The organism is Burkholderia aenigmatica (genome assembly GCF_048627025.1).
Classification (GTDB): Bacteria; Pseudomonadota; Gammaproteobacteria; order Burkholderiales; family Burkholderiaceae; genus Burkholderia; species Burkholderia aenigmatica.
Map to the genome: position 1 here is coordinate 1,046,265 of NZ_CP184469.1, position 20,360 is coordinate 1,066,624.

General features: G+C 57.6%; 20 protein-coding genes and 3 pseudogenes. 15 read left to right on the plus strand and 8 right to left on the minus strand.

Going from position 1 to position 20,360, the window contains the following annotated elements:
- Positions 1-366 precede the first annotated feature (366 nt).
- Complete coding sequence (locus tag ACN8ZM_RS21795; protein WP_301767843.1) at positions 367-1,365, minus strand: HNH endonuclease; 999 nt, start codon at positions 1,363-1,365, stop codon at positions 367-369.
- Positions 1,366-1,619: 254 nt separating this feature from the next.
- Here ACN8ZM_RS21795 and ACN8ZM_RS21800 point away from each other — a divergent pair, with 254 nt between their 5' ends.
- Positions 1,620-2,246 carry a tyrosine-type recombinase/integrase gene (locus ACN8ZM_RS21800; RefSeq protein ID WP_301767842.1) on the plus strand — a complete coding sequence of 209 codons (627 nt, stop codon included), beginning with the start codon at positions 1,620-1,622 and terminating at the stop codon, positions 2,244-2,246.
- A gap of 217 nt (positions 2,247-2,463) precedes the next feature.
- A complete protein-coding gene (locus tag ACN8ZM_RS21805) occupies positions 2,464-3,672 on the plus strand; it encodes a lysozyme inhibitor LprI family protein (RefSeq protein ID WP_301767841.1) in 1,209 nt (402 codons plus the stop codon).
- A 387-nt stretch (positions 3,673-4,059) separates the two neighbouring features.
- Here the strand turns inward: ACN8ZM_RS21805 and ACN8ZM_RS21810 are convergent, their stop codons facing one another.
- Positions 4,060-5,010, minus strand: coding sequence for a hypothetical protein (locus ACN8ZM_RS21810; RefSeq protein ID WP_420212346.1), 951 nt, complete (start codon positions 5,008-5,010; stop codon positions 4,060-4,062).
- A 199-nt stretch (positions 5,011-5,209) separates the two neighbouring features.
- Between ACN8ZM_RS21810 and ACN8ZM_RS21815 the strand changes: the two are divergent.
- Positions 5,210-5,341 (plus strand): annotated as a pseudogene (locus ACN8ZM_RS21815) (IS3 family transposase); the annotation flags it as partial.
- A 383-nt stretch (positions 5,342-5,724) separates the two neighbouring features.
- Here ACN8ZM_RS21815 and thrS read toward each other — a convergent pair.
- Positions 5,725-6,960, minus strand: a complete 1,236-nt coding sequence (gene thrS, locus ACN8ZM_RS21820; protein WP_420212347.1) for a threonine--tRNA ligase — start codon at positions 6,958-6,960, stop codon at positions 5,725-5,727.
- Positions 6,961-7,618: 658 nt separating this feature from the next.
- Between thrS and ACN8ZM_RS21825 the strand changes: the two genes are divergently transcribed.
- The gene (locus ACN8ZM_RS21825) at positions 7,619-8,218 is read left to right on the plus strand and encodes a DJ-1/PfpI family protein (protein WP_420212348.1); all 600 of its coding nucleotides are present in this window, start codon (positions 7,619-7,621) and stop codon (positions 8,216-8,218) included.
- 10 nt (positions 8,219-8,228) lie between these two features.
- Here the strand turns inward: ACN8ZM_RS21825 and ACN8ZM_RS21830 are convergent, their stop codons facing one another.
- From ACN8ZM_RS21830 to ACN8ZM_RS21845, 4 genes are all read right to left on the minus strand, one after another.
- Entirely contained in the window at positions 8,229-8,546 is a 318-nt protein-coding gene (locus ACN8ZM_RS21830; protein WP_420212349.1) for a hypothetical protein, read from the minus strand.
- A 269-nt stretch (positions 8,547-8,815) separates the two neighbouring features.
- Positions 8,816-9,841 (minus strand): phosphate ABC transporter substrate-binding protein PstS, encoded by a 1,026-nt coding sequence (gene pstS, locus ACN8ZM_RS21835; protein ID WP_089452594.1) that lies wholly within the window; start codon positions 9,839-9,841, stop codon positions 8,816-8,818.
- On the minus strand, positions 9,842-10,159 hold the full coding sequence (locus ACN8ZM_RS21840) for a hypothetical protein (protein WP_420212350.1): 318 nt from the start codon (positions 10,157-10,159) through the stop codon (positions 9,842-9,844).
- A 93-nt stretch (positions 10,160-10,252) separates the two neighbouring features.
- Positions 10,253-10,468, minus strand: coding sequence for a hypothetical protein (locus ACN8ZM_RS21845; RefSeq protein ID WP_420212351.1), 216 nt, complete (start codon positions 10,466-10,468; stop codon positions 10,253-10,255).
- Positions 10,469-10,668: 200 nt separating this feature from the next.
- On the opposite strand from ACN8ZM_RS21845, the gene ACN8ZM_RS21850 reads away from it, so the two are divergent.
- From ACN8ZM_RS21850 to ACN8ZM_RS21900, 11 genes and pseudogenes are all read left to right on the plus strand, one after another.
- A complete protein-coding gene (locus ACN8ZM_RS21850; RefSeq protein ID WP_043183860.1) occupies positions 10,669-10,983 on the plus strand; it encodes a hypothetical protein in 315 nt (104 codons plus the stop codon).
- 631 nt (positions 10,984-11,614) lie between these two features.
- Positions 11,615-11,845 (plus strand): annotated as a pseudogene (locus ACN8ZM_RS21855) (IS30 family transposase); the annotation flags it as partial.
- A 205-nt stretch (positions 11,846-12,050) separates the two neighbouring features.
- A complete protein-coding gene (locus tag ACN8ZM_RS21860) occupies positions 12,051-12,260 on the plus strand; it encodes a hypothetical protein (RefSeq protein WP_143331124.1) in 210 nt (69 codons plus the stop codon).
- Positions 12,261-12,326: 66 nt separating this feature from the next.
- Positions 12,327-13,739 carry a coproporphyrinogen-III oxidase family protein gene (locus tag ACN8ZM_RS21865; protein WP_205823156.1) on the plus strand — a complete coding sequence of 471 codons (1,413 nt, stop codon included), beginning with the start codon at positions 12,327-12,329 and terminating at the stop codon, positions 13,737-13,739.
- 18 nt (positions 13,740-13,757) lie between these two features.
- Positions 13,758-14,972, plus strand: coding sequence for an MFS transporter (locus ACN8ZM_RS21870; protein WP_420212352.1), 1,215 nt, complete (start codon positions 13,758-13,760; stop codon positions 14,970-14,972).
- Entirely contained in the window at positions 14,973-15,347 is a 375-nt protein-coding gene (speD, locus tag ACN8ZM_RS21875) for an adenosylmethionine decarboxylase (RefSeq protein ID WP_420212353.1), read from the plus strand.
- A gap of 241 nt (positions 15,348-15,588) precedes the next feature.
- Positions 15,589-16,746 carry a cytochrome P450 gene (locus ACN8ZM_RS21880; RefSeq protein WP_420212354.1) on the plus strand — a complete coding sequence of 386 codons (1,158 nt, stop codon included), beginning with the start codon at positions 15,589-15,591 and terminating at the stop codon, positions 16,744-16,746.
- Positions 16,747-16,934: 188 nt separating this feature from the next.
- Positions 16,935-17,454 (plus strand): annotated as a pseudogene (locus tag ACN8ZM_RS21885) (integrase core domain-containing protein); the annotation flags it as partial.
- Between the two features lie 55 nt (positions 17,455-17,509).
- The gene (locus ACN8ZM_RS21890; RefSeq protein ID WP_420212355.1) at positions 17,510-17,761 is read left to right on the plus strand and encodes a hypothetical protein; all 252 of its coding nucleotides are present in this window, start codon (positions 17,510-17,512) and stop codon (positions 17,759-17,761) included.
- A gap of 222 nt (positions 17,762-17,983) precedes the next feature.
- Positions 17,984-18,880 (plus strand): alpha/beta hydrolase family protein, encoded by an 897-nt coding sequence (locus ACN8ZM_RS21895; protein WP_420212356.1) that lies wholly within the window; start codon positions 17,984-17,986, stop codon positions 18,878-18,880.
- A 98-nt stretch (positions 18,881-18,978) separates the two neighbouring features.
- Positions 18,979-19,494, plus strand: a complete 516-nt coding sequence (locus ACN8ZM_RS21900; RefSeq protein ID WP_420212357.1) for a helix-turn-helix domain-containing protein — start codon at positions 18,979-18,981, stop codon at positions 19,492-19,494.
- Between the two features lie 41 nt (positions 19,495-19,535).
- Here the strand turns inward: ACN8ZM_RS21900 and ACN8ZM_RS21905 are convergent, their stop codons facing one another.
- Positions 19,536-20,147, minus strand: coding sequence for a GNAT family N-acetyltransferase (locus ACN8ZM_RS21905; RefSeq protein WP_420212358.1), 612 nt, complete (start codon positions 20,145-20,147; stop codon positions 19,536-19,538).
- Between the last annotated feature and the right edge of the window lie 213 nt (positions 20,148-20,360).

The window sequence follows — 20,360 nt, forward strand, 5'->3', positions numbered from 1 at the left end:
ACATGGACGTCGAGCTTCGTCGGCCAGACGGCTCGATCAGTCAAGCGCAGCTAACCGTGACTTACCATTTTCAGTCTCCACCATCCCGGGAGCGACGCTGGTCGTGCACGCTTGAAGCGCTATCCAAGGACGAGGTTCCAATCGGTACGGAAGTTTGGATCGGCTAGATATCGCCCGAGTTTGTCGGCAGCCCAACGGGGCAGCTCGATGTTCGTCATTCGGCAGTTGTCGCTGATGGCGAGTGACAGCTGCCGGCCAGGAGCAGTCGATGACCTCAATAGAAAACAGTCACTCAGGGTTTAAAGTAACCGGCTCGCTGGAGCCGTGCAGCTTGCAGGCGGTCTATGTTGGCCGTGAGGTTAGAACTCATTGGGCATCAATTAGCAATTCATGAAGACAGAATATTCCCGACTTGCCGCCTGTGACGCTGCTGACATAGACCTTTGCTACGTCTGCCACTCCTTGGGCTTGATTGAGGTCTCTAGCGTGGAAAACGGCACCCATCCCGAGCATAGAGCACACCACACTGGTTGACGTCACTACGGCAATATGATGCGTATATGGATTGCCGTTCGTGAGGTGCCTAATAACGCCATCGAGGTCTGGTGGAATCTGAGGGACAACATTTAGATGTTTAGCCATATCCATTAGCTCCCATGGCTCGGGTTCATCGCAGCACTGAGCACGAAGAAAGGCCCGCAGTAGCTCCCCAGATCGGCTATTGATAAAGGGAGCGCCGAACTCTAGGCAGCAGATTTCATAAATGACTTTTACATACTCGGCAAATAGTGCTTTGAGTTCGATTGTCCAGCGACCGCCCAAGGTGGACTGTATCCGCTCGGACCTAGGGTCGACTTTGCTGGCCCCGTCGATGGACTTTTGTATTGCATTTTCCTTTTGCTCATCGGACCATCCGAGACGCATACCCTCATCTGACTTGAAGAACCGTGACAGTACGGTCCTAATGATTTTCGGAATGTCTTTCCTGTCCTTGACGTCCAGGGCCAGACTGAGACCGACTTCACCGTTCTCTGTAACCCATACCTTCGGTGCTTGAGGCACCATCCTTGGCGCAAAGTTCTTGTCCAGCTTTATCTTCAACTGTCCGTCGGAGCCATCTACAGAGTAAATATCGGAAAACGGCTGCGGGATGTTTCCCGTCTTTCCCGGAATCTTGTACGTAACGCGGGCAAGCTGAATGTGCTTTTGGTCCACATAGGGTGCATCAACCCAGTGCCCCAACTTGTCGTTGCAAGGCTTGCAGAGTACGTACTTTGAAATGTTTCCGCCGGCGGCTTCGGGAAAGATGTGCTCTTCGGTCAGCGGTTCAGCGGACTCAAGGCAGAGGATGCAGGGGCCGTACATTTCTCGGACGCTCCGGGATGACGAGTTCTAACTTCGTTCACTATAGCTCCAGAGTGCAGAAGAACTTCTTCGATTCGGTGCTTTTCTTTCTATACGCTGTTATAGCCCATGCGGCGAACCGGCCGCAGTTCGCACAACATGGAGTAAGGCATGAATGGCTGCTTCATGGCAGCTCCATGAATGTCTCTTGCGGGTCGAGTAGCGACCGTCCGTAGGCGCACACTCAATCTCCCTTTGCTTGAAAGGAGATTGTCATGAAATCCGAGAATGTCGCCGTTAGCCATCGTGTTCCATGGAACAAGGGCAAACTCACCGGGCAGAAGCCGCCGCTAAAGCTCCAAGAAATTTGGGCAATCCGGACGAGGCTTCAGATGGCATCGAACGTCCGTGAGCTTGCGATATTCAATCTCGCAATCGATAGCAAGCTTCGAGCGTGCGATCTCACGCGATTACAGGTGCAGGACGTCCGTCACGGAAGCCACGTGGCCGCGAGGGCCACCGTCATGCAGCAGAAGACCCAGCGGCCGGTCCAATTCGAGATCACGGAACAGACCCGTGAGAGCCTCGAAGCCTGGATCGAAGCGCGAGGACTTAAGGCGGCGGATTTTCTGTTTCCGAGCCGGTTGCATACGTCACCGCATCTTTCGACCCGGCAATACGCCCGGATGGTGCATCGCTGGATCGCGGCGATTGGTCTTGACGATACCGCATACGGTACCCACACTATGCGCCGCACAAAAGCTTCGCTGATCTACCGGCGAACGAAGAATCTTCGGGCGGTACAGTTGCTGCTCGGGCATACGAAGCTAGAAAGCACGGTTCGCTATCTCGGCATCGAGGTCGACGATGCCCTTGAGATGGCAGAGCAAACCGAAGTTTGATTTACCACGGCCGGCGAGCGATCGCTTGCCGGCCATCTACAGCCATTGGCTTGTATTTTCCCAAGCACGTTCGGACGTCGTTTATCGTCAAGGGAACGGTCTTTCGCTGGTTGTCTCCACTCTATTGTGACTGCGCGAGTATGCCTCGGCCGGTTCTACTACTTCGCTGGCGCGTCTGTTCTGATACGCTAGCAGCCTGTCACAAAGGGGGTGAGGCTTGGAGATTGTTGAAATCCAGAAGAGCGTCAACACGCTTCTTCAAAACGACTGGGTCAAAATTTTAGCTCTCCCGTCCCTCGGCGGGATTTACTTATTTTTCAAATATTTGCTTGAAAGAAAAATAGAAGGGAAGCCAGATGCGGAAAATATTTCGCAACTGAACGAGCTTGCCGATCTCAAGGAGAAATTGGACAAAAACGGAATGACTCTGGAGGAACTTCAGAGCTTTCGTGCTAAGGCTCTGGGTAAATCTGCCAGCATAGCCATCGTCACTGCGCAGAAATATACAGATGCTGCTTCACAATTGGTTGGCGATGCCGAGAAAGCAGAGCATGACCCAGATTGGGAGCAGGCTCTGACGCAAACAGACATGAACCTGCTGTCGATGAAAAAGGCAACGCAGGCTGACGATGAATTAGCAGCGATAGTTAATAGTAAAATTCGAGAGCTCGACGGAGATGATCGCCTGTTACTCCAGCAGTCACAGTCAGCATGGGAGTCCTTCCGCGAGACGGAGACAACACGGGAGTCTCGACGCTGGGAAGGTGGAACGATCAGGCCGCTCATGGTCAATCTGAAATATGAAGCGATTACGCGAGAGCGGATCGCTGGACTATCAGCAGAAGGAAAGATGGAGGTCAGCGGGGACTTGGTAGTAAAAATTCCTACGACACCAAAGAACCTTCTACAACATATTGTTCCTGGCGTACCAAAGAAGCGTGTGCAAGATATTCTGGGTACGCCAAGCTTTGTTTCAGCCAATCATTTCTATTACCGTTATGAAGAAACTCAGGTAGAGATTTCATATAACGACGAAGATATCGTCGACGATGTCATTATTATTTTGCTCCACGACCGATTCTATTCAGGTTCGTCCCCGGCCTTTTTTACTGATATACCTCTCGGCAAATTGACGTTGGCAGACATTCTCGCGAGTGACCATCAGTTGGAGGTTGAGTTTCGAGATAGCCTGAGGACGCAGGAAATTTATGTGCGCGGTCGGAGTGGGCCTCCTGGAGCCTGGACATACTTTTGTTTCGGAGCACTGTCAGTGTTCAGTGGTGTAGGCCTTCTTCAAGAGACTCAATTTGAATGGGACAAAGAGGCTGACTGTCTACGCACCGACCCCAAAGACATATTAATCAATTGGATGGCGCTCCCCGGCTCAACTCTTGACGCACCGTATTTCGACTGGTTCATCAAGTGATAAGTCGACCCAGGACAGGCAAACGGCCGCTCCGATTCGTGTATCGGTCATCGACAACTGGCGGCATCTAGCGGCCGCAACGGGTCGGGAGCGGACGGTCGGTAAGGTCTGTTTCCGGCCAGAAGTTGTTGTCCGGCGCGAGGCCGCGAACGGCAGGTCTAGGTTGAGAGCGGAGCTTTGGGATCTTTTGCATAAATCCAGTTTGAGATGAACGCCCCTAAACTCTGACCACGGCTATGCTACGTCATCCTTTTTCAGGAAAGCTATATTCGCAAGCTCAAAGAATTCAAGCGTATTGCTTTGCGTGGCGATAAGACGGACAGCAGCTTCGCTGTGGTCATCACATTGGCCTCTGCGGTAATCATTCCCGCTAATTCTTAGCACACACTAGTCACAGTCGTGCTTCTTCGCGTACTCAAATGCCTTTATATGGTCCATGCTGCCGGAACCGCCACAATGCCTGCATGACTTGCTTGACCCCTTGCAAGCAGGGCATGTAACCATGCGATACGTGCTTAAGTTTTCGCGTGCAAGCATGCTTTCGGGGACTCGCCCATGAGTCTCGCAGAGGGGACAAGAAATTGAGCAAAAAGAGCCCCTGCCCTTGCAGATTGGGCAATCCACCCAGGGATCAGCAATAAGTCTCAACAAAGTTGAGGCAGGAGAGAGAGGTTGCCTCCCGTTGAATACCCCTTTCTCAACGATGAGTCGGTTCTTCCTAATCGCTCTCTTGACAGTCTCAAGATGAGTGTCGATCGTTCTCCGTATGAACTTCTTTATCGCTACCTCATAAACTCCCAGATGGCGCTTCGCTCCATCTGGGCTTATCCTCAGTTGCTGTATCCCAGCCTGCGATGAAATGTTGGCGTCTCGCAAATAGGTGCGCCTTGTGTTTTCGGAGTCAAAATGTCCAGGGTGCCCGTCGTACTCAACACCAATTGCCCCTAAGAGCTGGTCATCCTTGTTCACTCCGTCCGCATGGAATACCTCTACGACCATATCGATGGAGTAGTTTTTTGATTGTGGGCTTTGGCTTGGATTTGGTACAGCGTACTGAAGTACGAAGTGCAGATAGAATTCACTGAAGCGCGGGTTCTCCTCTGAGTAGCGCCCTTTTAGGCACAAGCCTTTACCGCCAGACCCAGCTCCGTGGACTGTGATGGTTTTGTATGGTGCAATCAGCTTCCGTATGACTTCTATCTCGGCGAAGGAGGCTCTGTCCGTCTTTATCCACCTAGCCACAGCTAAGGCAACTTCCTCGCCAAATTCCTCTTTGTATTTGGCGTAAAGCTTGTTCTGCGATTGTGAGAACCCTTCAATTTTTTCGTATTTCGCCATAGCTCCAACGTTTTAGCTGCTTCTTTCCTGCACCTTGTTACAAATGCATCGTAGCATTGGCTGCGTCCACGGGCGTTGTTGCATATATCAGCCCCAGGCCAGAGTTCCCCAACCCCAGGCGTGGCTAGGCCACCGCCACCGTGGAGCGGCCCCACGTATTTGAGGACACGAGGACTCTCTTAAAATAAGGGATAGTCTCGTGCCTATCAGTAAGCCTAGTCATTACGTGGAAAGCATCGAAATTCTGACCGAGCCGGTGCGCCGTCGTCGGCGCACGGCGCAGGAAAAAATCGTCATCGTGCAGGAGACACTGGAGCCGGGAGCATCGTTGCGCGAGCACTCAGACTCTTGGCGCACGCACCTGGGTAACCTGCTCTTCGACAACACAGTAATCGATCTTGGCGAGTAAGCTTCCTGTCAAGCAGACAACTGATTTCCAGAGTCTGCGGCGGTGGTAGTAATCAAGCGCGGCATGAATTCATAGAGCCAACTTTCGTGGGTCGCGCGCTCGCAAGATCCACCGGCTGCTTCACGGCGCTCAGCGTGAGTTCCAATTGCTGCGGCGACCGGCTGCGATCGCTGCACGGCCGTCTCTGAGCGAAGATTGCTCAATGTCTGCTTACGGGTCGATCACCGCCCTTGATGAAGTGACGGCGAAGCAAGCTCAGACCTGATCTGACGCTGACTGAGAGATCAGGTCTTGACTTACGCAGATTATGGCGCCGGTACCTTGGCCTCGCACGATAAAACCGTGATTGCCTCCTCAAGCGGCAACGTAACCTGATCGCCATTGCGGTTGCGGATACTGACCGTTCCATTCTGTTCGTCGCGTGCCCCTACGGCAATCAGGAACGGAATCTGCAAATTCCGGGCGTCAATGATTTTGCGCTCCAGTCGCTCGGCACGGCAGTCAGCAACGACGCGCAGTCCCGCGCTTTCAAGCCTCTGCACCACCCGCATCGCGTAGGGGGCGTGCGCATCGCTGATACTCGCCACGACAATCTGTTCGGGCGCGAGCCATACAGGCAACCACCCATCGTAGTGTTCAAGCAGTATTGCGATGAAACGCTCCATGCTGCCCAGCACGGCGTGATGCACCATGACCGGCGTCTCTCGTACGTTTTCCGCGTTGATGAAATACGCGGACAGCCGCTCGGGGAGCACGAAGTCCAGCTGAATCGTCCCGCATTGCCATTCCCGGCCGCGACTGTCAGACAGCTTGAATTCGAGCTTGGGTCCATAAAAGGCACCTTCGCCCTCGGACAGTTCGAATGCCAGACCGGCCGCACGAGCCGCGGCCGCGAGCGATGCTTCGGCTTGATCCCACACTGCCTCTTCGCCGGCCCGTTGCATCGGCCGCGTTGCCAGCGCGACCGTGACGGACGAAAATCCAAGGTCCGTATAGACCGCGCTCAGCAACTCGCAAAAGCGCACCACTTCATTTTCGATTTGCGATTGCGTGCAGAACACATGCGCATCGTCTTGCACAAACGCACGCGTGCGCTTGAGTCCTTCCAGCGAGCCAGAGGGTTCGTCGCGGTGACACGCACCGAACTCGCTATAGCGAATCGGCAACTCGCGATATGAACGCAGCCCCTGATTGAACACCTGCACGTGACATGGGCAGCTCATCGGTTTCAGACACAGCGCCAGCGCATCGTCGCGATCGACATCGGCCGATGGCTCGATCAACGATCGCTCGGGTAGCGCATACATTTGCGAGCCGAACTTGTCCCAATGCCCACTGCGTTCCCACAACGCGCGAGCCAGTAGTTGCGGCGTGCGGATCTCGCGGAAGCCCGCGCGGCGCATTCGCATTCGCACGTAATCTTCCAGCACGCGGTACAGCGCCCAGCCGCGTGGATGCCAGAAAACCATACCCGGACCTTCCTGCTGCTGATGGAACAGGCCGAGTCTGCTCCCGAGAATGCGATGATCGCTGTCGTTCATGATGACTCCGTGTTGGTATGTGCTGACAACACACGGAGCGCCATAAACGCCAAGGGCCCCGTCCGTTGCCGGCGGGGCCCTTGAAGGTATGCAACTGCCGAAACTACCGCGCGCATCCTCCAGACGACCCGCCGTTACCGGTGGTCGTCGTGGTGGTGATGCTCGCGAGGGAAATAAATTGGCGTTGCATGAGGCCACGATAAATCAATTGAACAGGTCGCGTCAATTGTATGGAGATCATTGACTCGGTAAATCAGCGCGACGATGACATCTTCAAATGCATGCATACACGCATGCGCGCGGCTGCTTCTGGACGTGCGGGAACGACCGAATCGGGATGTGTCGAATGCTTCTTCGGGGTCATTTCCCCAAAGAGCACGAGTAGATCCACGCGTAGCTTTCGTGGGCGGGCATTATCAAATAAAGCGACTGCTGCATCGGTGGCGCGGTGTTCGCGGATGCTGCAGCAGGTTGCGTGCTCACGTACCCAGGAAAAATTGCGCTGTCCGCCGAAGTCGACCAGCGCGCTGACATGAGCGCGCGAATTGCACCTTCTGACCAGGTTTCAGTGGTCGCAACGACAAGTTTTCGGCACGGAAGCGACGTTCATCACGGTGATCTGGCAATATGCGTCGACAGACTTCAGACAGGGCACCCCATGCACATCGCGATTCTGACGTTCCAGGGCTTCAATGAACTCGATTCCCTCATCGCACTTGGCGTGCTCAATCGAATCAAGAAGCCCGACTGGCGGGTAACGCTTGCCTGCCCGGAGCATTTCGTCACGTCGATGAATGGTGTGACCGTGCAGGCGCAGTCGACGTTGGCGGATGCCAGCACGGCGGATGCCGTCATCGTCGGAAGCGGCATTCAAACCCGGGAGGTCGTCAACGACGCCACGCTGATGGAGCAGTTGAAGCTCGATCCTGCCCGGCAACTGATTGGTGCCCAGTGTTCGGGCACGCTGGTTCTCGCAAAGCTCGGCTTCCTCGGCAACATCCCGGCCTGCACGGATCTCACGACCAAACCCTGGGTAGTCGAGGCAGGCGTCGACGTCCTCAATCAGCCATTCTTCGCGCAAGGTAACGTCGCAACCGCAGGTGGCTGCTTTGCTTCGCCGTATCTGGCCGCATGGATCATTGCGCGCACGGAAGGCGAGGAAGCCGCGCGGAGCGCACTGCACTACGTTGCGCCGGTCGGCGAGAAGGACGAGTACGTTTCCCGCGCGCTCGCGAACATCACGCCTTACCTGCCGTAGCCGTAGTGCACTAAAAGAGGGCGCCGCCTCCATTGCAGTGAGCCGGGTTCGGCAGTATCGCCGTGTTCCCGATCGCGGCTTCACCGGCGCGCGAGGTTGCCACGTCGTTGGGCTGACGTGTGGAAGTGGGGGCGAGAATGTTCGATGCCCCGTTCAGGCAGAGCCATTCGGTGACCCCGGCTTGCAAGGGGTCGAACTCCAGCAGCCAGTTCGTCTTGCAAAGACGGTAGCGATACTGCCGCACGACGATTGCCGGGCGTCCCAGCGGCCGCAACTTCGTCGGCTTGTGCAATTCCACCAGTTCGCCATGGGCGACAGGATCGGACATCGTGCGCATGTTCGTGCAGGCTTCACAAGGCATGTGCGTCAGCCTTTCAGGAATGCGTCGGCGCGAGGAAGCGTCTCTTCGCTCATGACTCGAATGGTCCGCTGATTGCAACGTGATCGGCGGATCCGGCCCAAGTGCCATTCAAGCGTGCTCATGATCGCGGCGGGCGTCGACTGTCGGCCATATCGAACATGCTGGAAGCGCTTCGGAGGGACAATCGCCTTCGCCGCAGTGCGAAGGTGGGCGAGGGCGCGTCCCACCTGACGCACTCAGTTTGCAATCGCCTTACCGGCGGCATCCTTGATTTTCGCTTTCCATTGCTTGCGGATTTCGGACACCACCGAATCGGGAAGCGAGATGTAGTCCAGCTCCGTGGCGGCCTGGTTGCCGTTGTGGAATGCCCAGTCGAAGAACTTGAGCGTTTCCGCCCCTTGTGCGGGCTTGTCCTGCTTCGCGTACAGCAGCACGAACGTCGCGCCGACGACTGGCCATGCGTCCTTGCCCGGCTCGTCCGTCAGGATCTGGTAGAACGACTTCGACCAGTTCGCGCCCGCAGCCGCGGCCTTGAACGTTTCGGTCTTCGGCTCGACCACCGTGCCCGTCGAGTTCTTCAGCGCGGTGTAGACCATGTTGTTCTTTTTCGCGTAGGCCCATTCGACGTAGCCGATTGCACCCGGCAGGCGCTGTACGAAGGCGGCCACGCCGTCGTTGCCCTTGCCGCCCGTGCCCGTCGGCCAGTTGACCGTCGTGCCTTCGCCGACCTTCGACTTCCATTCGCCGTTGACCTTCGACAGGTAGTTCGTCCAGATGAAGCTGGTGCCCGAGCCGTCAGCCCGGCGAACCACGGCGATGTCGGTGTCCGATAGCTTGACCTTCGGATTCAGTGCGGCGATCGCCGGGTCGTTCCATTTCTTGATCTTGCCGAGGTAGATGTCGCCGAGCACCGGGCCCGACAGCGTCAGCTCGCCAGCCTTCACGCCCGGCACGTTGACGACCGGCACCACGCCGCCGACCACCGTCGGGAACTGGAACAGGCCGGTCTTCGCGAGTTCGTCATCCTTCAACGGAGCGTCCGAACCGGCAAAATCCACCGTCTTCGCGTTGATCTGCTTCAGGCCGCCCGACGACCCGATGCCTTGATAGTTGACCTTGCCACCCCCCGCCTTCTTGTACGCATCGGCCCACTTTGCGTAAATCGGTGCGGCAAAGGTGCTGCCTGCACCGGTGATATCTGCAGCTTGAGCACTGAGGGCAACAAGAAATACGGTGCAGGGAACCAAGATCCGGATGTTCATCTAACGCCTCCTGTCTGCTATCGACATGCTGGCCTGCAAGCTGGCCTCGGTTGAGAAGTCTGACTCGTCGAGCGGGATCCGCCGGCCGTCTTGCGTCAACGTCGGACGGTTGACCGTGGCCGCGATCTTCTCTCGATTGCTTTCAAACACGGTGAGCAATTGCGTAGGTGTGGCAGTCGGTGCGCCGCGCTTTTCTCGGATGACGTCCGCTGCGAGCTTGATTGCAACGTTCCCCCAGCCGGGGCCAAAGGTGGAGCGCGGCCGGCCTGGATCGTCACCGACGATCGGGTAAGTCAGACAAGTGGCGGAGTCCGTCATCGTGCGCGGTACGTGGTCTCGCATCGAAGGGAAATACGAGTATTGCATCTGCTTGTGAAAACTCAAGGACGGTGCAACGGCTCGATTCGCCTTTCAATGCACGTCACTTGCGACGATGGAGGCCAACGCCCGATCGCCGTCGCGTTGGGCCGTGTCTTCAGTGGAAAAGATGTGGTGACTGAATGCGATCAGTTTGAAGCCGGATCCCGCGGAGCGAGGAACCGTGATGCCCCAGTGCCAGCCTCCATCCTGCTGGAAAACGTGGAGGGCGGGAGGCGCTGGGATCAGTGCGGGTGAAGAAGTCGTCATGGCGTGCTCTCCCGTCATGGGGCGACTGCAGGGCAACTACATTGAATGCGAACCCAGTCTACGGGCACTTTTGCTGCGGCGCAATATGCGGATCCCGCGAAAGCGCCGATGCGTCGAACGCCACAATTTTGAAATACAAATATGCAAGGTCGGAGATGGCTGGCATATTGATGTGACGATTAAGATTTCCCGGAGGCTTCATGGATCGCAGTTCGCTCGTATGGGCGGGGGTGCCGCATAACAGCGATGGCGTCGTGTTTCAGATTCGGGTCGGCCGCGGGCTTCAGCGTTTTCATATTTCCCGGTTGATTCTCGAGAAAGCGTGCGAGCTCGAGCGACTGGCATCTGACGCGCGACAACTCGAGTGCTTTTACGAGCATGTGGCGCCGATCCTGGCGGTCGCAAGGAAGACGCGCACCAATGCGAAGGCCGATACGGTTTCGCTGAATGTTTCGGATTTTGTTCGAACGGGCAACGCGCGGGCCGAGCAGGGCTCTTGGGCGGTGATGCGATGAGCGCCGCAGGGAGGATGAGCGGGTGGCGTGCCCGGTTTCGGAAAGAGCGGGCGCAGGACTTTGCGTAACTTCTCGTGTTGGGCGTTGTCAGGGACGGTGCAGGTACCGCGGCATCGTCGGGGTGACGTTTGCAGGTGATGCGGTGGGTTGGGTGTTCACGGGGCCGGGCAAATTTTCATTTGCAATCCGAATTTGTCTGAATCTGGAGCGCGACTGCTCGAAATTCGCCATCCCGCCAGGTGTTGCCGATGGCGGGCGCGCGTCAGCGATTACTTGACGCAGGTTGGGCGCTATTCATGGATGAAGAAGAAAAATGGTACCGATCCCGCGATCGGGAAATTGGACTGAGGCAATTCCTCGTTCAAGATCCAGACGGGTACCTGCTTGGACTGACGAGCGACCTCGGTACAAGACCTCTTGGCTTCGGTGGGATCAATAGCTGACGTTCCAGCTTCCTATCCGAATTATCGGGATGGTCGGCACGATTCTCGAACGAAGATTCGATAGTATTCCTGTGCAGTTAGGCACGGAAATGCCCGCGTCCATGCCATGTTTTCCGGTTGTCCGTAACGGGGGATTCAACCGGTCGATGCAACACGCCAGGCGCTGCATAAGCAGTGGCGGTGTTGCAATGAAACAGCGGCGCAGGATCTGCTACACCGAGCCTCAAAAGGCACTGATGCGGGAACGGTGGTGCAGGGGGAGCACGCTTCATCAAATTGCCCAACGGTTCGATCGCTATCGTTCCTCTATTCAGAGGATTCTCGCCAGGACGGGCGGAATTCGGCCAGTGCCTCGACATCGCTCCCGACTTGCCTTGACGCTTTCTAAACGCGAGGAGCGCTCGCGCGGAGTCGTCGCCGACGGCTTCGTGGATACGCCACACGCCTTGCCGAAGGGCGGATAACCCGCCGTGGAGCCAGTCCATTTGGTGACGCCCCATCACCAGTCATACATTTTTTGGTGTCGTCAAAAAAAGTTTGACTGTCATATTTTCTCCTGATACGTTTCATTCACGTTTCATAAGACAAATAAGCGCTTGCCGATTGGCGTCATGAGGAGGCCTCGTGCCTTCCGGAAACGACGGCAATATCGAGCCGTGTCACGCAGCATCCGCTCCGAGTGAAGCGGGTCTGGTATCGAATGTCGGAATCAATCTGACATCCTCGCAGGAGGCATCCTGTTCTTTTATTTTGGAGTCCAGAATGGAAGACGTGCTCAGCTATTTCGAAACCCAGGAAGTCCAGGCCATGCCGGTGAAGATGGGCGTCTGGTAAGCCACGATCAGGCGTTGAAAGAGGAGGGGCGCATGCCCCTCCTTCCTGGCAAACACGGGGGGCGACATGAATCTGCTGGCAGGGGCATCGCTAATCAAGTTTGATCGTCAGTTTCCAATCTACAACTTCTTCTTTCCCAATCAGGGCAAGGAACAGTCCGCGGTATCGGCGTCTCGCGTGTGGCATCACGCGCAACAACACGCTCGATCGCGGGCGCTGTATTTCCACATTCCGTTTTGCGACACGATCTGCAATTTCTGTCCGTTTACCCGGGGAAAGTATTCGGATCGTTCCACCATCGATCAGTACTTCGATGCGCTCCTCACCGAGATCAGGATGAGAGCCGAGTCGGTCGATCTGAAGCACGTTCCGGTGAGCTCGATCTTCTTCGGCGGCGGCACGCCGAGCCTGCTTGATCCTGAGCAGATCAGGCAGATCGGCGAACTGATTCGTGCGACCTTCGATCTGTCGCAGTTGCGTGAATTCTCGTTCGAAGTCGAGGTCAAGAGCCTCACGCCCGAGCGTGCCGCAGCCATGCGAGACATCGGCGTGACGCACCCGCGCTTTGGCTTGCAGACGTTCTCACCGAGGTGGCGTGAAATATTCGACCTGACCGCGACGCTCGACCAGATCCACGGCGCAGCGACGCTGCTCAAGGAAATGTTTCCGTACCAGACGTTCGATATCCTGTATGGCATGAGCGGGCAGGACGAGGAAGAACTCGTCGCGGATCTTCAGAAAGCCGTCGCGCTCGGTACGACAAACGTCGATATCTACCCGATCGACAACATCGTGACCCAGGTCGGGTTGCACAAAAAGCTGTCGGACGAAGCCGCAGCGCCGACATCGGCGATGCGCAAATTCGGGATGAACCTCCTCGTCGACCAGTTCATGCGGCACGCCGGATTCATGCCGCACAACGGCCACGGCTACGTTCGCACACCGGCAACGACCAGCGTCGTGAGCGACGCCTATTCGTTCGTCTATCACGAACATGTGTACGGCTACCACGACCTCGACCTGTTGGGTTTCGGCGTGAACGCGATCAGTTCGACGATGGGGCACGTCACGACGAACACGCATAGCAGGAAGGTCTATCAGGAGAAGATCGCCGCCGGCGAGTTTCCCAGTGTGGTCAGCCAGCACGACGTGTCACTCGACTACGCTCGCCCGCTCGTCCTCCGCCTTCCCTATCACGGAACGATCGAGAAGCAGCGCGTCGTCTGGGATCAGGTTCATCCCGAAGTGCTTGCCAAATTTGACACGCTGAGAGGCGAGGGATTCGTCACGGAAGACGATACGTCCATTTCGCTGACCAAGCTCGGTTGGTATTGGTACGTCAATCTCATGTACTTCCTGATGCCAAAGGCAGACCAGCTGTTGATGAACGGCATGGTCGTCGACAAACTCAAGGACCCGGGGCGCCAGTTCTCGAAGCGAGAATTGCTGTATCCGATCATTCCTCTGGCGGCAGCGTAGCGAAAGGAGGCAGGACATATGATCGGAATGCTCCGTCGTGAACGGCGATTCTCGGTGTTGCTGGCCGGTAATGCCATGTCCCAAATTGGCGATGGCGTTCACGAGTTCGTATTCGTCATCACGGTGTTGCACGCCGCACACAACAACGTGGCGCTCGCCGGCATCGTCTACTTCTTCCGCTTCATCCCGTATCTGGTGCTCGGGCCGCTCGGCGGCGCATTGTCCGATCGACTGCCTCGCCGCGCGCTGATGGTATTCGCGGATCTCTCCCGTGCCGTCACGACGGGACTATTCTGCGTGCTGCTCGCGATCGATCGTGTCGACCTCGTTTCGCTGGGGCTGATCGGCATGGCGATGACTTCTTTCCGCACATTGTTCCAGCCGGCGTTTCAGGGGACGATTCCGGCGATCGTCAAAACCGAGCACCTGCCTGCTGCCAACGGGGCAACGCAAATGGCCGCCGAAATGGGTGGACTCGTCGGGCCCGCGCTCGGCGGCGTCATGCTGGCGACCGTCGGCAATCCGGGCTTCGTGTTGATCATCGACGCCGCGACCTATCTGCTGTCGACGCTTTGCGTCTGGTGTGCCATCGCGGCGCACATGCGCGACGACGCCACGCTTTCCCAGGAGAAACTGACGATCCGGAGTCTCTATGGCGATTTCGGACAGAATCTCAAGGGGGCGTTACAAAAGCGCGAATTGTTCGTCACGATTGGATACTCTGCGCTTTGCATTCTGTTCGTCGGTTCGGCCTTACGCATCCTGATTCCGGCGCTGTTGAAAGGCAACGGCTACTCGGACAGCATGGTCGGTTATGCAATGAGCTTCATCGCGTTCGGCGCACTGGCCGGCGCCGTCGTGTGCAGCAAGGTGATGCGACGGTTCGATACGCGCAATCTGATGCTCTATTGGAGCATGTACGGCATTGCACTCGCGATCCTGCCGGCCTGCGTGGTGAGTACACCGACAATTTTTGCGGGATGCTTCTTGCTGGGCGCGGTAGGCGCATTCGCCGACGTCATTTTGCCGACCAACATTCAGAATCTCTCGACCGACGCGAACGTCGGCAAGAACTTCAGCCTGTTCTCTACATTGGCGAACACGAGTGAAGCGTTGTCGGGTGGCTTGGCCGGATTGCTGACGCTGATTTCACCTGTTGGTGGCAGTCTGGTGATCACGGGGCTGCTGATTGCGTCGGTTGCCTATCTCGGCAAGATTCGGGTCGAGGTCTGAATGGACGGGGCATCGTATCTGGCTTGCGGTCGCCACGTCTTTGTCGACATATCGGATACCAACCCCGAGGTGCTGAATGATCTGTCGTCGCTCGAACGGGCGTTGACGGAGGCGGCCATCACGGAAGGGGTGACGGTTCTCGGGGTGATCCGGCATGCGTTCCAGCCAAGCGGAGTGACCATCCTTTTGCTCCTCGCCGAATCCCACGTATCGTTGCACACCTATCCTGAGCAGGGCAAAGCGTTCTTTGATGCGTTCACGTGCGGTGTGCAGTTCGAACCGGCCAATATTTTCCACGGCTTCGCTCGGGCTAGCGCCGTCGGATCCTATCGGATCGTTCAGTGCGAGCGAGGGGATCGGTGCAGCGAGACGTGACGATCTGACGGCGGCGTGCGACGTATCGCTGTCCGTTGCCGGCTCATCGGCAGCGGACACCGGAGGTCCTGTTCACATTCTCACTCGCGGCCCCAGGTGGGCCCACGGCACAAGCAAGCGTTACGAAGGCGAGATGGCCGCCGGCGAGCGTGTCGTATCGAATGGAGAGCGGGCGAAAATGTTCGATGCGATTGAAGCCGCGTTCGATGAGGCATTCCCGATCCGGATCTGAGGGCATAACGTGCAAGAACCCACCATTTTGACGGCGCTGAAGCGTGGCTTTTACGACTCACGGATCTACTACGAGACGTTACGCTCGTTCGGCGGGGGCCACGGCGTGTTTTTCGACAGGTATCTCGATGGTCACGTCGTTATCGGCTACGAAAATTGCAAGGAAGTGGCCCGGCGCATCGACGAGTTTGGGCGCAGAAGTCTGTCGTTGCCGTCCGACCTTTTTAGCGACAGCAGGCAAGCCCGATCGGGATACGAAGTCATGCAGGCGATGTCCATTTTCTTGCCCGCGGGCTCCGCTTATGCGGCACGACGTCAGCGACTCCTGGAAGCCGTCGGTCACGCCAGGCATGATCCCGGCCTCGATCGTATCCGCGGGGCGGCGTCGAAATCGATTGACCTTCTTCCTGCCGATGAACCGGCCGAAGTGTTCCTGACCTCGTTGCGACCGTTCGTGGCTCGCTGTGCCAAATTCCTCGTGCTGCAAATGGCAGAGGTGCCTGCATACGTCACCGAGGATGCCGTGACCGTCACCTACTTCTTCGACGGGAAAAGGCCCAAGCGAGAAGATCTGATTGCCGCCATGGAAGCGACCGATCGCCTGGCGGACTGGCTGGCGACGGAGCGCGGCTTGTCGCGCGCGAACGACGCAGAGATACTGGCCGATCTCGTCCTGCTCTACGTGGCCGCTCACGAAAGCGTTTCATATCTGCTCTACACCTGCCTGTGCCACCTTTCGACGAGAGAGGGGGACCTCGACAATGCTCTGCTCCCCCATCTCGCCTCGTTCATAGCCGAGGCCTTGCGGTACGATTCGCCCGTTCAGATAAGCGGTCGCGTCGCGCTCGATGATGCCCGAATCGGTGACTACCTGGTTCGAAAGGGCGAGCGCGTCTATCTGCATGTCGGCGCCGCTAACCGGGACGATCAAGTGTTCAGCAATGCTGACGTATTCGACGAGAACCGGCAACCGATCCATCTTGGATTCGGGTGGGGCCCCACCCGATGCGTCGGGTCGGAATTCGCGGCCGCGTGCGCAACGGAATACCTCACAGCGTTCCTTGCGCGCTTTTCGCGCGTGCATTATCACAACGAGCAGACCCGGTTTGATCACGGCCTGTCTGCGCGCGGATTGAAAATGGCCAGCTTCTCTCTGAGGCCTCGTTGAGGCGACATCACGTCACTCGGAGGGGAGCGTAAAGGGCGTTGTCGCCGGCTGGTCTTGTTGCGACAACACGGCCACGTCAGCCGCGTCGATCCGAATGCCGCGTATCGGGGCGTGGTCGAATGATGGATCATGCGCGACGCTTCAACACCTCCGCTTGGCGCAGACCCTCAGCAAGCCATTCGGCTCTGAACAAGGTTGCTGTGGCGAAAAGCAATCAGCGCTGGTGTGCTGACGGCTTCGAGTTTCGTTGCGACAACGGCGAGCCGCTGCGCTGACGTTTGCGCTGGCGTGCTGCGACCGCGAAGCGATGAGCTGAGTGACGACGACCGGCGGCCACAGTGGGAACATCGTGCGTGACGTGATGCTCGCGGCCGTTGAGCATCGCTTTGGCAACGCCCTGAAGGCGCCAGCGGAAATCGAATGGCTCACGGATAACGGCTCGGGCTACACTGCCGACATCGGCCTGAAGCCGTTGACGACGCCGGTGTGCAGCCCACAAAGCAACGGCATGGCCGAAAGCTTTGTGAAGACAATGAAGCGCGACCACATCGTCTTCATGCCGAAGCCTGATGCAGCAACGGCCGTTCGCAATCTGGCTGTCGCGTTCGAACACTGCAACGAGAAGCATCCGCATAGCGCTTCGAAATATCGCCCCCCCCACGTGAGTTCAGGCGAACCTTGGCCCGGGAGGAATTTGATGCAACCTGACGTGGTACTACGTCTTCGTCTGAGAACTACAGCCGAAGGCGGACGAAATGGGCCGGTGCTCGTCAATCCGGGCATGCACTACGGTTGCCCGCTGGTCATCGAGGGCCAGTACTTTGATTGTCGCTGGTTGGTCGAAGGTCGGACGCTCGAACTTGGTCACGAACACGATGTACCGGTAAAGTTTCTGTCATTCGCCCTGGTTGCCCCACATCTGGCTATCGGCATGGAAATCCAGATGTGGGAGGGCAGGGTCTTCGCGGATGGCGTCATTACAGACATCTGTCGAACACCCGATTCGCACCATTGACGAGTTCGATTTAGCGCGTGTCCGGAGATGCGGGGGCAAGTCAGTACCTGACTATCATTCACGATCCGTACTGACACATTGCGATAGTTCAATTGTCGCTAATCGTCGGCGCGCATGTTACGTTCCGTAGCGTCGACGCGCGACGATTCGTTTGCTTTGTGACGTTCCTTCGCGACGCCCGCGCAGCATCTCCGATGAATCAAAAAATTATCTATTCCCGACATGCCGGTCACGATGACTATTGCCAGGCACCTGCTGTGGATCTGCGTTGCGCTCGTGATCTCCGACGCCCGCGCCGAACAGTTCAGAACGGATCTCCACGAAGCCGTGTCGACGATCGACGTGACGGTCAAGGATTTCTATGGCGCGGAACAGACCGGTAAGGTCGCGATCACGCAGTTCTTTCCAGACGGCGATGGACCATTCCCCATCCTGATCCTCAATCACGGACGCAATGGAGACAATCGAGCTGCGCCCGCTCGATTCCGCTACACGCAACAAGTCGCCGTGTTCCTGAAACTCGGATTTGCCGTATTCGCGCCGACCCGGATCGGCTACGGTGCGTACGGCATACAGTTCGATCCCGAATATAGCGGCGCGTGTCGCCACAAAGACTATCACCCGATGATCGATGCCGCCCGAGCCGAGGAACTCGCGGTGCTTGACTATGCAAAACGCCAACCGCACGTCACGTCGAATCGCATCGTCATCGTTGGTCAATCTGTCGGCGGCTTTGTGACGACAGCGATGGCTGCCGAAAATCCGGCGGGCGTGGTTGCTGCAATCAACTTTGCGGGCGGTGCGGGTGGCGATCCGGTTCAACATCCCGGATCGCCCTGTCAGGACGAGCTGATGGAGGCGATGTATTCGCGATTTGGAAAAACAGCACGCGTCCCGATGCTGTGGATCTATACGGAGAATGACCAATACTTTGGCCCAACCTATAGCCGCGCCTGGCACGATGCCTTCGTTCACGCTGGCGGCAACGCTGACTATCGGCTGCTTCCGCCGTTCGAGAAAAACGGCCACATGCTGTTTGCGCACGGCGTCGACGTCTGGGAGCCCGTGGTATCCGAGTTTCTCGAGCGTCAGGGATTTCCCGCTCGACGGCAGCCATGATGGAGGCGGCGCGTAAGGCCTGGCGTAGGTTTGGGCGCTGAACGTTATCTGATAAGGCGCGGGTACTACCGCAGTATCGGGAGGACGGTTGCAGGCTGGTGCTGAAAGGGTTGCGGGAGCGGCCGTTCGAGTGGCTGGAGTTGAGCTGCCATTTCATTCTCGACGAGGCGTTAAGTCCGCGCGCGGGCGCCGCCGCAATGATCTCCCGGTTGCTCGATGTCATCTTCGTCCAGTTGCTGCGCACCTGGGCGACGGAGGGCTCGGCAGGGCACGGGCGGTTGTCCGGTGCGATCGACAGCCGGATCAACCCGGCGATGTCCGCCATTCATGCGGATCCCGGACGTGCCTGGAGCGTCAGCGATCTGGCCGCGTTGTCGAATCTGTCGCGATCGGCTTTTGCGGACCGGTTCCAGCGCGTCGTGGGGCAGGCGCCGCTGAGCTATCTCACGACCTGGCGCCTGGATCGGGCGGCGGAGTTGCTGCGGTACAGCCGCGCGCCGATTTCGGATATCGGCGCGCGCGTCGGGTATACATCGGAAGCGGCGTGCAGTCGGGCGTTTCGCGAACGGTATGAGATGTCGCCGATGCAATGGCGAAAGGTGAATACGGAGTAGGGCGGGCCGGGTTCCGATCCTGGCCCGGCTGATGTCGGCGGCTAGTCGGTCTGCAATCGGTATTGCGTCAGTCCGTCATATTCCATGCGCGCTTTGACCGACAACCCGTGGCGTTCATAGAACGGGAGATTGCGCGATTCTCCCGTCTCCAGCGCTATTTTCGCCGACGGATCGGCGTCGCCAAGATGGGACAACGTCGCACGGAGCAGCACCGATCCGATGCCTTCGCCTTGCCGAACCGGCGATACGCCGATGAATTCGATCCGGCTGCACGCCGCACCCGGCGCACTCGCGGCAGGCGTCTCGCGAAGCAAATCGATCCGGCTCAACGATGACGCGCCGCAACCGATCGCGATGTCGCGCCCCAGCTCCGCCAGCATGCGGGGCGATTCGCTGCAGGATGCGGGCGCAAAGTAGCTGACTGCAACGAGATCGTCATTGCGCCACGCGCCCAAAGCCGGCAGGCCTGCATCGTAGTGATACTTCAGATAGCGCCCGAGATAATGGGCGCGGCGCTCGTGGAATCCCGGATTTTCGGCGAGCAGGCACCAGCCAAGTGTCGGGTCTTGCTCGAATGCCGAATCGAGCAACGCCAGCGCTGCTTCGAGAAACCGAGGGGGCAGCGAGGCTACCTTCAATTCTGTACCGTGCATGTTCGAGGCGGCTCCGATGGATCGTTGCGGGGGGAACGTTGGCGTGACTTGCAGCGTAGCGCATGACTCGATTCCTCTGCAGGAAAGGAGCAGGCGCTGCTGGAAAAGTTGCTCTGCGCGCGTCGGATTTCGGCGTCCATACGGACAATCGATCAGCGCGTAAACGACCTTTTTCCCTCATTTCAGGCCGAATGGCGCTATTTGAGGGTTCTC